Source organism: Rhodococcus sp. P4_C10, assembly GCF_056402135.1.
On sequence record NZ_JBFUHZ010000009.1, the window covers coordinates 1 to 14,093 of the forward strand.

Below are 14,093 nucleotides of genomic sequence, written 5' to 3' on the forward strand. Positions count from 1 at the left end.
CCGGGGAACGCGCAGCCGCAGTCCCTGGCCACCAACGCCTTCCGTAGTTTCGGGGAGATGACGCGGGTGGTKCGGCCCACGTCGAGAGGGTTGCCGCCCCGGTCGACGAAGATCGCGGTGAYCKRCGCGTCGCAGGAGATGCGGGCCGCGACGGCCGCGGAGATCGGGCCGGCCCAGGGCATGCTGGCGTGCCGGCCTCGCCGGTACCGGCGGGGTGGCCTGAAACCGGCGGGGCTGGTGCAACCGGTGCGCTCGCCGACGGGACCGGYTGCGTTGTCGGAGTGGTAGTCCCAGCCGTCGCCGCCCCAGGCGCCGGTCGCAGGTATCGCCGCCGCCGTCGCCGCCACCGCGTCCTTGAGTGCGTCGACATCGATGGTGACCGTGACGTGCGGGCGTTCCCCACCCTCCATCGGGCCGCGAGCCGCGTCGAGATGCCCGCGGATGATCTGTTCGAGGGCGTCGGCGCGGCGCYTGGCTGCGGAGCGGTCGTCCCGGATCGGGTGGCCGTCGTCGTCGGYGSTCGGGTGCGGCTTCGACAGTCCGGAGAGGGCGGTCTGCAGGGCCTCGCCGGACTCGGCGTCGAAGCTGCCCTTCACGAGCACCCGACCTCCGAGGGTGCTGGAGGCGTGGAACTCGTTGAGCTCGGGATTCTCGGCGTCGGAGGGGAGGTCGCTGTCGCGTTCGAAGAAGATCTCCATCTCGCGGGCCCGCTTGCGCAACTGTGTGGGGTCCTCGACGCGGGCGGCGATGAGCAGGTAGGCCTCGCAGTCGTCGGCACGGCCGCTGTCGGGGTCGGGGTGCTCCCAGTCGGTTCCGTCGGGTGCCGGGTCGATGTCGAAGTCGCGGGTGAGTTTCGCGAGTCGGTCGAGGAAGTTGACGATCACCTGGACGTGGGCGAGTTCGATCCGTCCGTCGTTCAGAACGTCGGCCACCTGCGGGTGCAGGGGCAGCTCGCGGGAGAGGCGGACGATTTGCGCGGCGTGGGCGCGGTGCATCCGCGTGGCGCCGGCGAGCCAGGCGGTGGTGTCGGCGGCGCCGGCGTGTTCGGGCAGGCAGCGCTGGTCTGCCTCGTGCACGAGTCGGACGAGGAGCGCGTCGCGTCTGCGCATGTCCTGAACCAGCTCCGGCACCGCCGAGGCGAGCTCGGTTTCGTCGAGTCGCCATGCCTCGACCCCGGCGGGGTCGGTGAGCATGGCGCCGAGTTTCATACATCGAATTCTACTCGCACGCACATTCGATCACAATGATGTTTCGCCTGGTAAACAGCCTGCGGCCTGTGCGCGCTTTTGGTAGCTGTGGCAACCAGAAGTGCGCACAGGCGCGGAGCGCATGGTCCCTAGACCCGATCGGCCAGCGCCTCGTCGACGGTCGCAAATATCGCGAGACGCTCGCCGGTCCGCGTGGCATCGTCGAGAACGTCACGCACCTGTCCGATGTCGTGCGCGATTCGCAGGTCGATTCCACTGCGCCGCAACGTCGTCTGCAGCTGCACCAGCATCTCCGCGGCGCTCACGTCGATGCTGGGCGAGGTCTCCGCATCGAGTACGACCACCCTGGTCGCGTCGGTGCACATCTCCTCGACGCTGGCGCGGACGTGATCGGCGTTGGCGAAGAACAGTCCGGCCTCCACCCGAACCACCACGATGTCCGGGCGGACAGTCGATTCCGGGTGCCGATCGGTGTCGACCCACAGCGCGCCCTCCCTACCGAGCGTGGCCACGTGCGGGCGCGAGGCGCGGTAGAGCAGCAACAGCATGGACACCCCGATGCCGATGACCAGCCCGGGAAGGGTGTCGAAGAGCAGCACGCCGAACATCGCGGCGATCGCGGCGCCGAAGTCGGCTCTGGCCGCGAAACCGTAGATGCTGCCGAGCCGTTCCGTCCAGATCCGGTACAGCCGGCGCAGTCCCGCGAAGTCGACCAGCTCGATCACCGCCGCGATCACGACGGCCGCGAGCGTCGCCTCCGGCAACTGCTCGAACAGGCCCGTCAGGAACAGCAGGGTCACGATCGTCAGGACCGCCACCACGAGACCGCTGAGCTGGGTCTTCGCCCCGGCCGACCCGTTGACCGCGGTCTTCGACAGGCTCCCGTTGACCACCATGCCGGAGCTCAGACCGGAACCGAGGTTCGCGGCGCCGAGCCCGAGCAGTTCGCGGTTGGGATCCACCTCGTATCCGGCCTTGGCGGCATACGTTTTCGCGGCGCCGAGCCCTTCGGCGAAGCCGATCAGCAACACGCCGATCGCGGGACCGGCCAGGTCGTAGTAGTCGTGCCAGCTGCGGCCCTCCGGGAGTCCGATGGACGGCAGCCCGGACTCGATGTGCCCGACGATCTCGACGCCGTGCTGGTCCAGCGAGAACACGCTCACCGCCGCGATGCTCAGCAGCACCACCACCAGCGAGCCCGGGACCAGGGGTAGCCACCGCTTGAGCAACAGAACCAGCGCCAGGCTGAGCGCCCCCACCACCAGCGTGGGCCACTGCGTGTCGCCGAGGTTCCTGATCGCACCCCAGGCCTGCTCGAAGAAGTCCCCCTCGGACTTCTCGATCCCGAACAGCTTCGGCACCTGCCCGACGATGATGGTCAGCGCCAGGCCGACGATGAAGCCCTTGAGCACCGGCTCGGAGATGAACGACGCCGCGAAGCCGAGCCGGCACAGCCCCGCGAGCAGACCCATCACGCCGGTCATGATGGCGAGCACCGCGGTCAGCGTCAGGTAGTGGCCGCCGTCGGCACCGGCGACCGGCGCGATGATCGCCGCGGACAGGGCTGCGGTCGCCGACATGGGGCCGACCACCAGGTGCCGGGAACTGCCCGCCGCCGCGTACAGCACCAGCGCCGGGACCGCGGCGTAGAGACCGACGACGGGGGTGACCCCGGCGATCGTGGCGTAGGCAAGCGATTCCGGCACCAGCACCGCCCACACGGTGAGACCCGCGACCACGTCCGGGCGCAGCCATTTTCGGTCGTATCCCTGCAGGGACGCGAACAGGAGCCATCGCTTGCGCGCACTTTCCACGACCCCATCGTGGACGTTCGCGCCCGCCGCGGCATCACCTCACAAGGATGATGCGGTCGCCGTCGGCATCAGTCGTAGTGCCAGTCGGTGTCCATCCGGCGGAAGTACGGGAACAGCGAGGACTCCTCGAATTCGAGGTGCGCGCGCAGATGCTCGGCTGGCGCCGCGACCAGCCCCATGACGTCCTCGTGCTCGGCGTGCAACCGCTCGATTACCGGCCCGAGTTCGGGGAAGGTCCGCAGCATCGTCGGGGAACATCCGCCGGTCCTCGACGGTGTGGTGCAGCGTGAGGGTGTTGCAGTAGAAGTCGCAGTTCACTGCCAGACGAAGTTCGCGACCGTCAGTTCGGACCGTTGCAGCGCGCCGGTGAATCCCGCTCCGAGCCCGTGGATCTCGATCACACTGGGCCAAGCGGTGGCCGGGCATTCCCGACCACCGCTCCCGCGGCGCTAGCGGACCTGCTGCGCCAGCAGCTGCTCGAACGGCACCGGGTCGTCGAACGGGTCCACCGGCCCGCGGTTCGCGCGCCCGACGATCGCGTCGGCGAGTTCGCCCGCCGCGCGCTCGATCCGGCCGGCGAGCCCGCTCCCCGACCCGCTCGCGCCCCAGTCCTCCGACGCGGCGAAGACGCCGGTGGGCACCGCCGCCGCGCGCAGGTAGGCGAACATCGGGCGGACGGCGTGCTCGATCACGAGCGAGTGCCGGGCGGTGCCGGCCGTCGCGCCGATCAGCACCGGCTTGCCGTCCAGCACGCCGGGCTCGAGCACGTCGAAGAACGACTTGAACAGCCCGCTGTACGACGCGTTGAAGATCGGCGTGACCACGATCAGCCCGTCCGCGCCGACCACCGCGTCGATCGCCCGCTTCAGGTCAGCGCTCGGGAATCCCGTGAGCAGGTTGTTCATCAGGTCGTGGGCGTGGTCCCGCAGCTCGACGACCTCCCCCTCGGCGCCCTCGCCGAACTCGGCGAGGGCCCGGGTGGCGGCGGCCGCGAGCTGGTCCGCGAGCAACCGGGTGGACGAGGGCTGGCCGAGCCCGGCCGCGACGACGGCGATCCGGCGCGCGGTCACGACCGCACCGCCGCCGACTCCGCGCCGGACCGTGCCGCCGCGACCCGCGCACCGTGCGTCGGACCGTCCGGGACGTGTGCCGGACGCAGCGCGTCGAGTTCCTTGCGCAGCACTGGGACGACCTCCTCGCCCAGCAGGTCGAGCTGCTCGAGCACCGTCTTGAGCGGCAGGCCCGCGTGGTCGACCAGGAACAGCTGACGCTGGTAGTCGCCGAAGGTCTCGCGGAAGGTCAGGGTCTTGTCGATGACCTCCTGCGGGCTCCCCACGGTCAGCGGGGTCTGCTCGGTGAACTCCTCCAGCGACGGCCCGTGGCCGTACACCGGCGCATTGTCGAAGTACGGCCGGAACTGCCTGACCGCGTCCTGCGAGTTCTTGGCCATGAACACCTGCCCGCCGAGCCCGACGATCGCCTGGTCGGCCGAGCCGTGGCCGTAGTGCTCGTACCGGCGGCGGTAGAGGTCGATCAGGCGCTTGAAGTGCTCCTTCGGCCAGAAGATGTGGTTGGCGAAGAAGCCGTCGCCGTAGTAGGCGGCCTGCTCGGCGATCTCGGGGCTGCGGATCGAGCCGTGCCAGACGAACGGCGCCACCCCGTCCAGCGGCCGCGGCGTCGCGGTGAAGGACTGCAGCGGGGTACGGAAGTTGCCCTCCCAGTCGACGACGTCCTCACGCCAGAGCCGGTGCAGCAGTCCGTAGTTCTCGATCGCCAGCGGGATGCCCTGCCGGATGTCCTGGCCGAACCAGGGGTAGACCGGACCGGTGTTGCCACGGCCGAGCATCAGGTCGACGCGACCGTCCGCGAGGTGCTGCAGCATCGCGAAGTCCTCCGCGATCTTCACCGGGTCGTTCGTCGTGATCAGGGTCGTCGACGTCGACAGGATGATCCGCTCGGTGCTGGCGGCGATGTAGCCGAGCATCGTGGTCGGCGAGGACGGCACGAACGGCGGGTTGTGATGCTCGCCGCTGGCGAACACGTCCAGGCCCACCTCCTCGGCCTTCTGCGCGATGGCGACCATCGCCTTGATCCGCTCCGCCTCGGTGGGCGTACGCCCCGTGGTCGGGTCCGTCGTGACGTCGCCGACCGTGAAGATCCCGAACTGCATGCTCACTCCAATTTAGTTGACGATTCAATTATATGGCAGAACCAGAGGGTACCCCGGCATATTCCCGCGGCCCGGATCAGCGTGCGACGGAAAAGACCCAGCCACGCAGCGCCAGGAACCGGAGCACGCCCACGAGCGCGCTGACCGCGATGACGAGGATCGCCTGGACGACGCCGGGCGCCGACGGAAACCAGAGATCGAGCAGCGCCAGCGCGGTCGAGCTGACGGCCAACCCCACCAGGGCGAGGCCGCCGGCCTCCCACTGCGCCGACAGCCAGTCCACCCGCTCCGCGGCGTTGAAGGTGAGCCGGCGGTGCAGCTCGTTGGCCAGCACGGTGCTGACCGCGACGCCTCCGACGTTGGCGATCAGCGACCCCTGACCGCGCAGCATCAGGAAGAGCGCCGCGTACACGATGTTGCTCGACCCTCCGACCAGGACGAAGCGCGCGAACTGCGCCGCGGCGCCCTCACCCCGGAGCCGGCAGCGCCGGGGCCGCCCCCGGAGCCAGTGGTAGGTCGCGGCGTCGGATTCGTCGACCGCCGCGTCTCCCACCTCCGGTCCGGGGCCGTCGCGCCCGATGACCTCACTCATGTGCCCGGGCCGGCTCGCGCCAGGTCAGCGCCGGCACCATCACGCCGTCGACGATCCGTTCCACCAGCTCCTTGTCCACCGGGGCGGCGAGCACGGTCAGGTGGTGGAAGGTGACGGCCGGGAACACGGTGCCGATCAGGTCGATGTCGCGGCCGGCCGGGACCTCGCCGCGCGCCACCGCCCGGTCGACGACGGCGGCGAAGACCGCCTCGTGCGGCACCGACACCGCGACCCGGACCGCCTCACGCAGTCCGGCGTCGTGAGCCATCGCGGTGAGCAGACCCGCGACCACCGCGTCGCGGCGGGAGTCCGGGTCGAGCCAGGTCGACGCCATCAGCACCAGGTCGCCGCGCAGCGTGCCGGTGTCCGGCTCCGGGTACGCGCCGTGCAACTGCGCGACCGCGTCGGCGACCAGTTCGCTCTTGCCCGCCCAGCGGCGGTAGACGGTGGCCTTGCCCGCGCCGCACCGGGCGGCGACGGTTTCGATGGACATTCGGTCGTACCCGACCTCGGCGAGCAGGTCCTGGGTGGCGACGAGGAGCGCACGGTCGAGGTCCGCGCTACGCGGACGGCCGGCCTTCGACAGCGATGACACCGATGTCCTCCAATCCAGGTGCGGCGGCCCYGCGGCCCCCGCCCCGACCACCAGGCCCACCACCAGCAGCACCGCGGCCACGGCGAACGCGGCGGTGAATCCCTCGGTCAGGGCGTTGGACGCCTGCGCGAGCAGGGACTCGTCGCCGGTGCCCAGCGCCCGGAAGTACTCCTTGTCCGCGTCGGCAAGCACCCCGTTCGCGGTGGTGGTGGCCACCGTCGAGAGCAGCGCGAGCCCCATCGCACCGCCGATCTGCTGGGCGGTGCTCAGCAGCGCCGACGCGATGCCCGCGTCGCCGTCGGTCACCCCGGACACCGCGCCGAGGGTCATCGGCAGGAAGGTGACGCCGAGGCCGAGCGCGGTGACGAACATCGCCGGCAGCAGGTGCGTCCAGTACGACGAGTCCGGCCCGAGGAACGCGAACCACACCAGGCCCGCCGCGGCAAGCACCAGGCCCGGGCCGGCCAGCAACCGGGCCGGGACCTTGCCCGCGAGCTTCGATCCCATCGCCGCGCCGAAGCCCATGCCGAGGCTGAACGGCAGGTACGCGAGTCCGGTCTGCATCGGCGAGAACCCGAGCACCTGCTGCAGGTAGAGCGAGAGGAAGTAGAACATCGCGAACATCGCGGCGCCGACCACCACCATGGTGACGTAGGAGCCGGACCGGTTGCGGTCCTCGAGCAGGCGCAGCGGCATCATCGGGTGGTCCGAGCGGGTCTGGATCACCAGGAAGGCGACGAGGAGCGCGGCGGCGGCCGCGAACAGCGCCAACGTGACCGAGTCGGTCCAGCCGGACTCGCCGCCGCGGGTGATCGCGTATACGAGGCTGACCAGGCCCAGGGTGCCGGTGATCGCGCCGGGCACGTCGAGGCGGCCGGTCATGCGGTCACCGACGGGCAGGATCCGGGTGCCGACGAGCAGCGCGACGCCGATCGGGACGTTGACGAAGAAGATCCACCGCCAGTCCAGGTAGTCGGTGAGCAGGCCGCCGAGCAGCAGGCCGAGGGTCGAGCCGATGCCGGACATGGCCGCGTACACGCCCATCGCCTTGTTTCGGGACCCGCCCTCGGGGAAGGTCGTCGCGATAAGTGAGAGCGCGGTCGGCGCTGCGATCGCCGCGCCGACGCCCTGCAGCACCCGTGCCGCGATCAGCAGTTCGGCATCGGGCGCCAGCCCGCCGAGCAGCGACGCGAGGGTGAACACGGCGATACCGATCCGGAACATCCGGCGGCGGCCGAACAGGTCACCCGACCGGCCGCCCAGCAGCAACAGGCCACCGAAGGCCAGCACGTACGAGTTCACCACCCAGGCCAGTCCGGACGCGGAGATGCCGAGGTCGGCCTGGATGCTGGGCAGCGCGATGTTGGTGATGGTGCTGTCGAGGATCACCATCAGCTGCGCGGTGGCGATGACGACGAGGGCGAGGCCCAGGTGCCTCGGGGCACCGGTGCCGGGCGCGGCGGACGCGCGTGCCGACGAGGTGGTGGTCATGGCTGGCCTTCCGGAGTTGTGATGCCGGTCGCCGACGTCCTGCCGTGACCCGCAATATAGAGACGAGACCGTATCGTATTTTATTCCCCGGCGACGGCCCGGCGTCCGGAACCCGCCTCCCCCGGAACTCGACCTGCGTATCGCGGCGAATGCCCCGCTGTCGATCGCGCAGGCGTGGGGCGAACGTCGTCCGCCGCAGTGGACAGGCCGCTGACGACACCCCGTAGGTGCTCGAACGACACGCGAAAAACCTTGAGCAGGGTTACGCTCCCTCTTAACTGGCCCCGTTGCGGCTTGCCCGCACTGGGGTGCGTTGGTGCATGCGCACCGGCGACGTCGTCCGTGGGGGAAGAGGCCAGATGACTGTAACGAGCTGGGATACGCGCCGAATACGAACTTGCCCACCGTCATACACCAATCCGACGATTCGCCGCCAACGGCTGCTCGACACCCTTTCCGACCTGGCCCTTCCGACAGAGCGATCGGCCGGTGCGGTCGTGATGCTCAGCGCCCCAGTGGGTTCCGGCAAGACAATGCTGCTCTCCGACTGGACCGCCGAGGTGGCCGACCGGCCGGGCGGCCCGGCTGTCGCCTGGCTCACCGTGGAGGAATCGGACAACGACCCTATTGCTCTGCGCACGTCTATGCATGTCGCACTGGAGAATTCGGGTGACGCCACATTGGCGGACGCGGTTCGGCCGCTACCACCCGTCACCGACGGCGACTACCCCGGCGAACTCACGCGCGCACTCGGCACGCTCGGCGACCCGATCGTGATGGTCCTCGACGACGCGCACCTGCTGCACGAACCGGCGGCCCTCGATGCGGTGAACGAGATTCTCCAGTGGGCCCCGGCATCGCTCTGCACCGTCGTCGCCGGGCGGTTCGCGCCGCCGCTGGCGGTGCACCGGATGCGACTCGACGGCCGGGTCCACGACTTCTCGTCCAACGAACTGGCATTCACCGCGGAAGAGACCACGACCATGCTGGCCGAGCACGGGGTCCGCCTGGACGAACCCGAACTCGCGATGATCCGCGACCGCACCGAAGGATGGGCAGCGGGCCTACGTCTGGCCGCGATTTCCCTTGCCTGCCAGCATGATCCCGCGGCGATGATCGCCGACTTCAACGGGGACAACCGGATTGTGGCGGATTACCTGGTCAACGAGATCCTCGACGGCCTTCCCGACCCGTGCCGCCACTTCGTGGTGGAGACGTCGGTCCCCGAACTGTTCACCGTCGAACTGGCCGAGGCGCTGACCGGAAACACCGACGCCCGAACCATTCTCGACCACCTCGAGCGCAGCAACTTCCTCGTCGAACGGGTCACCGGGTCCCCGGGCTGGTACCGGTACCACCCGCTGCTGCGCGAGTACCTGCGCGCCGAGGTGGGCCGACAGGGTCACCGCGCGGTCACCGACCTCGAACAGACCGCGGCGGCGTGGTTCGGCCGCAGCGGCGACTACCTGCCCGCGCTCGAGCACGCGTTGCACGCCGGCCAGGACGAAGCGCTGCTGACGCTGCTCGATGAACGCGGCCTGCACCTGGTCCTCGCGGGACGCGGCGAGGCGGTGATCGGGGTGCTCGACCGCGCGCCGCGGTCGGTGCGCTCCGCCCCGTCCATCCGATTGCTGCGCGCCGCAGCCGAACTCGACCGCGGCAACGACGCCGCCGCCACCTCGCACCTCGGGGTGGCGGATCGCCGGACCGACGACGCCTCCGAACTCGCGGTCCTCGAGGACACCCTGCGTCTGCAGTTGGCCGTTCAGAGCGGGGGCATCGCGGACGCCCTCGCGACCCTGCAGGCGGCACCGGTCGGTGCCACCGGCAATCCCGAGCTCGATGCGTTCTCCCGGGTCCAGGAAGGAATGGCCGAGCTGTACCTCGGACGGATCGGGCCCGCCGACCGGCACCTCGCCGACGCACTGGCCGACGCCCGCGCCGCCGACCTGTCCGGCGTCGTCCTGCAGGCCCTCGCCGCCCGCGCGACCGTGGCGGCGTTCCGGTGCCGGCTCACCGAGATGACCGAACTGGCCCGGCAGGCGGAGGACTTCGGCCGGACCAACGGTCTGACCGGAACGCTGTACTTCCACGTGGCGCAGCTGGTGACCGCCTGGGGTCACTACTTGCGAGTGGAGGACGAGCCGATGCGCCGACTCGGCGCCGAGTCGACCCGTGGCCTGGCCGGCTGCAGCGACCCGGCGATCGCGCGCGCCGCCGCGTGCCTGGCGGCGCTGTTCGCCTTCGAGAACTCCGACGACCCGCACGCGTTGGCCCGCGTCATCCGGGAGAACGCCGCTCCCGAACCTGGCCGGCCGCTGCCGCCGGGCGTCACCGCACTGCTCGCACCCTCCCTGCAACGCGTGTTCCTGCACGTCGGCGAGGTCGGCTGGGCCGGCCAGGTCGGGGACCTCGCCGCGCGCGAACTCGGCGACTGCGGCGAGTTGGCAGTCCTGGCCGCGTCGATGGCCGTGCACCACCGACGCGGCGACGCGGCCCGCCGCGACCTCGCCCCGATACTGAGCGGCAGCGTCCCGTGCGCCGCCGACACCACCCTGGTCCGGGCCTGGCTGATGGAGGCGGCGCTCGCCGACGACCGCAACGACCCGATCGCGGCCCACGCGGCGCTGCTCGAGGCCCTGACGCTCGCGGAGCCGAGCGACATCCTGAGACCGTTCTTCGACTCCGGTGACCAGATCCGGGACCTGCTCGACCGCCACCACGGGCGCTTCGGGGTCTACGACGAGTTCGCCGCGGCCGCCCGGTCGGCCATCCCGAAGTCCGCCGGCTCCCGGTCCGACCTGTTGACCCCCCGTGAGATGGAACTGCTCCGCGAGCTGCCGTCCTGGCGCACGGCGGAGGAGATCGCAGCCGACCTGTTCGTGTCGGTCAACACCGTCAAGACCCACCTGAGGGGGGTCTACCGCAAGCTGGGAGTGCGGACCCGTCGGGACGCCATCACCGCGGCCCGGAACCGCGGTCTGCTGTGAGCACGGCGGCGCAGGCGGGCGGTTCCGGCCACGTACCGGGCGGTCTCACCACCCGAGGGTGAGGCGGATCACGCCCGGCCCCGCAACACTGGATTGCGTCGGCCTGCGCATCCCGGTCGGCCCGCCGAACACCACACCGAGGAGGTCGCGTCGGTGGCACATCCCCCGTACTCCCGGGTCCGCTACGAGTTCCTCCTGCGGGGCGAGCTGTCCGAACGTGCCCTCGCCGCCTTCCCCGAGCTCGAGGTGTCCGCGACACCGCACGCCTACACGACGTTGTACGGCCCGATCGACAACGACACCCAGCTGCGCGGCATGCTCGCCCGCTTCGACGCGCTGGGCATCACCGTCGTCGAGATGCGACGACTTCCGGACTGACCCCGAAACGACTGTGCGCGACCGACACCGAAGTTGGGTGTCGATCGCGCACAGTCCTGGATCTGGTGGTTCCTAGCCGACACCGCTGATGTTGGTGGAACCGGTGACGGCCGAACCGATCATGGGCGCGGGCGGCGGAACGTACTCGTTGCCGGTGCCTTCGCCACTGATGTTGGTCGAGCCGGCGAACGCCGAGCCGAACAGCGGGGTGTCCGGGGTGACGGCCGGCAGCGTGGCGCTGCCGGCGCTGCCGTTGTCGGCGGGTGCCTCCCCCTCCTTGGTCACGGCGCCGGCCAGATTCTGATCGAGCGCGCCTGCCAGGTCCGCGCCGATCAGGCTGGCGCCGGAGAACCGGGCGCCCTTGAGATTCGCCTCACGCAGGTCCGCGTGGTCGAAGTTCGCGTCGGGCGCATAGGCGTTGGTCAGGTTCGCCTTGGCCAGATTCGCGTTGGTGAACAGGGCGAGCGACATGTTGGCCGCGGCGAGGTTGGCCCCGGAGAGGTTCGAGTCCGCGAGGTTCGTCCCGGTCAGGTTCGCACCGGCCAGGTTCGCGAAGGACAGGTCCATCTTCTCCAGCGCCGCGCCGGCGAGATTTGCGGCCGCGCAGTCGGTGAACTTGTCGACGGTGGGCTTCGAGACGATGACACAGCCGTTGATCGTGGTGTCCGCGCTCGCGACGGGGGCCAGCACGGCCAGGCCCGCGAGCGCGATCCCGGTACCGGCGAGGACTGCGGCACCTCGGCGCACCAGACCGCCCCGGACGGAAGCTCGTCGAAGATCGACTGCGGCCCGGGCGGGGCCGTTCACGAATGCCGACATGCACATCTCTCTTCCCAGAAACCAGCTACAAGCGAGGCGTAAATCCTGATCCGACGGCCATACAGTAGCCAACCGGCGTCAGCGACGGTCCCGGTTTTACGAAACAAGCGTCCAGGTCCAATCAATTGGTGTAATCGGCGCCCACCGCGCGCACCAACCGGCGCTCGGCCGCCTCGACCGCGTCGAGGGTGGACTCGCCGAGTGTGCTGGTCGCAGCGAAGGTCTCGAGCACCACACCCTGCGCGGCCAGCCGGCCGGGGTTCCACTGCTCGAGCACCTCCGGAGTCAGCCCGCTCAGGTACAACCGGCCACCGAGCCCCTCCAGCCGCGCCGCGTAGTCGGCGACCACCTTGAAGAACGTCGCGCCGAGCGTGGTGCGCCCGCGCAGGCGCAGGACCACCTCGGGCGACTCCGCGTTCGCCGGGTCCGGCAACCGGACCTGGAGCGTCCGCGCGCCCGCGTAGAAGAGGCTGCCGTACACATCCAGGACCACCACCTCCCGGTCCTTCAACGTGTTCGGTGCGGCGTGTTCGACCAGGGTCCCGTTCGGCTGCGGCACCAGCCGGACCACTCGCAGGTCCACCGCCTCCTGGTTCAGCTGCAACAGGATCGACAGGACCACGCCGATCCCCACCGCCGCGGTCACCGGGAGGACCAGCGTGGCCGCGAAGGTGATGACAAGCGCGAGAATCGAACTCGGTCCGCTACGCAGGATGGACAGGATCTGGGCGGGCCGGATCGAGCCGACCGCCGCATAGATCAGGACCGCGGCCAGCGTCGGCATCGGGACCTTGCCGACCAACCCGGAGAAGGCAACCAGGATGACGAGCATCCAGAGGCCGGAGAAGATCGCGCCCCAGCGGCTCTTCGCTCCCGCCGAGTCGTTGAGCGCCGTCTGCCCCACCGAACCGCCGACCGGCATCCCGCCGAACAGTCCGGACGCGATGTTGCCCACGCCCTGCGCGGAGAAGTCCCGATTGGGACGCGACCGGGACCCGTCCCGGTTGGGCGACGCTTCCGCCACACCCACGCCCTGCACCAGCACGATCGCGGCGACCGCGAACCCGCCGCCGACCAGGGACGGCGAGAGCAGGCCGAAGTCGGGTAGTTGCGGGAGCGGGATCCCGGTCGGGATGGTCCCGACGTCGGCCACCCGCGCGACACTGTCCAGCCCGAACCCGATCACCACCAGGCAGGGCACCACCAACGCGATCAGGGCGCTGAACAGGGCGAGGCGGGTCCGGGAGAGGACAACCAGCAGGAACAGGGCCAGCAGGCCCGTCAGCAACGACGCCGGGTCGACGGCCGACGGGTGCGCGAGCACGTCGACGGCCTTCGCAATCGCGACCGACCCGGTGGCGCTCGCCCCGGCGAGGTCGCCGATCTGGCCGAGCACGATGTTGACCGCCACCCCGGTCAGGAACCCGGTCATCACGGAGTGCGACACGAACCGGGTGTACCGGCCGAGCCGGAGCAGGGCGGCCGCCACCATCACCGCACCCGCGACCAGGGTCAACAACATCACCGCCCCGGCCCGGTCCGGCTCCGGCACCTCGGCCAGCGCGGACCCCGCGGCCAGCGCGGCGGCGCTGGTCGTGGTGATCACCATCAGCTTGGTGCTGGTCTGCAGGCCACCGAACACCGGCCCGGCGAAGCTCGCGTACAGACCGTGCACAGGGTTCACGCCGGCGAGCACACCGGAGGCCATGCCGTCGGGAACGCTGCTGATCGCGCCGGGGATTCCGGCCACGAGGTCGGACTTGAGGAACCCGCGTTCGGGTAGCAGTTCCCGGAACCACCGGCCCACCGACGACGGAATCGACACCATCGTCCGAGCGTCGGGCACGGAGGTCGGCCGGTCATCATTCCCGGCGGGTGAAGACCCGCCCCGACGCGGCGGCGCGTAGACTGCCGTACATGCAGCGGGCGCTCCTTCTTAATCGCCGCGACGGGGTCTGATTCAGACTGGCTTCCCGTCGCGGGGTTCAGTCGCGCCGGTCGACCCATCGGACTACCCGTCCCCTCAATTCGGAGAT

11 protein-coding genes are annotated in these 14,093 nt (G+C 70.3%); 2 read left to right on the top strand and 9 right to left on the bottom strand.

From position 1 onward, the window contains the following. The 7 genes from AC1DWC_RS07255 to AC1DWC_RS07285 form a co-directional block, all read right to left on the bottom strand. Window positions 1-1,208 (bottom strand): DUF222 domain-containing protein (locus tag AC1DWC_RS07255; RefSeq protein WP_477906786.1); only part of this gene is annotated, 1,208 nt, incomplete at its 3' end. A gap of 128 nt (window positions 1,209-1,336) precedes the next feature. Continuing rightward, on the bottom strand, window positions 1,337-3,022 hold the full coding sequence (locus AC1DWC_RS07260) for a SulP family inorganic anion transporter (RefSeq protein ID WP_477906787.1): 1,686 nt from the start codon (window positions 3,020-3,022) through the stop codon (window positions 1,337-1,339). Between the two features lie 68 nt (window positions 3,023-3,090). Next, window positions 3,091-3,267 (bottom strand): hypothetical protein, encoded by a 177-nt coding sequence (locus AC1DWC_RS07265; protein ID WP_477906788.1) that lies wholly within the window; start codon window positions 3,265-3,267, stop codon window positions 3,091-3,093. A gap of 204 nt (window positions 3,268-3,471) precedes the next feature. Next, complete coding sequence (locus tag AC1DWC_RS07270; protein WP_477906789.1) at window positions 3,472-4,092, bottom strand: FMN reductase; 621 nt, start codon at window positions 4,090-4,092, stop codon at window positions 3,472-3,474. Further along, on the bottom strand, window positions 4,089-5,192 hold the full coding sequence (locus AC1DWC_RS07275) for an LLM class flavin-dependent oxidoreductase (RefSeq protein WP_477906790.1): 1,104 nt from the start codon (window positions 5,190-5,192) through the stop codon (window positions 4,089-4,091). The genes AC1DWC_RS07270 and AC1DWC_RS07275 overlap by 4 nt, the downstream gene beginning before the upstream one ends. Window positions 5,193-5,268: 76 nt before the next feature. Next, the gene (locus AC1DWC_RS07280; protein WP_477906791.1) at window positions 5,269-5,784 is read right to left on the bottom strand and encodes a GtrA family protein; all 516 of its coding nucleotides are present in this window, start codon (window positions 5,782-5,784) and stop codon (window positions 5,269-5,271) included. Beyond that, complete coding sequence (locus AC1DWC_RS07285; protein WP_477906792.1) at window positions 5,777-7,870, bottom strand: DHA2 family efflux MFS transporter permease subunit; 2,094 nt, start codon at window positions 7,868-7,870, stop codon at window positions 5,777-5,779. Before AC1DWC_RS07285 ends, AC1DWC_RS07280 begins: the two co-directional genes overlap by 8 nt. A gap of 500 nt (window positions 7,871-8,370) precedes the next feature. On the opposite strand from AC1DWC_RS07285, the gene AC1DWC_RS07290 reads away from it, so the two are divergent. Both AC1DWC_RS07290 and AC1DWC_RS07295 read left to right on the top strand, forming a co-directional pair. Continuing rightward, window positions 8,371-10,860 carry a winged helix-turn-helix domain-containing protein gene (locus AC1DWC_RS07290; RefSeq protein ID WP_477906793.1) on the top strand — a complete coding sequence of 830 codons (2,490 nt, stop codon included), beginning with the start codon at window positions 8,371-8,373 and terminating at the stop codon, window positions 10,858-10,860. A 153-nt stretch (window positions 10,861-11,013) separates the two neighbouring features. Then, the gene (locus AC1DWC_RS07295) at window positions 11,014-11,238 is read left to right on the top strand and encodes a hypothetical protein (protein WP_072846650.1); all 225 of its coding nucleotides are present in this window, start codon (window positions 11,014-11,016) and stop codon (window positions 11,236-11,238) included. Between the two features lie 72 nt (window positions 11,239-11,310). On the opposite strand, the gene AC1DWC_RS07300 is transcribed toward AC1DWC_RS07295, so the two are convergent. Beyond that, window positions 11,311-12,057, bottom strand: a complete 747-nt coding sequence (locus AC1DWC_RS07300) for a pentapeptide repeat-containing protein (RefSeq protein WP_477906794.1) — start codon at window positions 12,055-12,057, stop codon at window positions 11,311-11,313. Window positions 12,058-12,178: 121 nt separating this feature from the next. After that, complete coding sequence (locus AC1DWC_RS07305; protein WP_477906795.1) at window positions 12,179-13,885, bottom strand: SulP family inorganic anion transporter; 1,707 nt, start codon at window positions 13,883-13,885, stop codon at window positions 12,179-12,181. Window positions 13,886-14,093 lie beyond the last annotated feature (208 nt).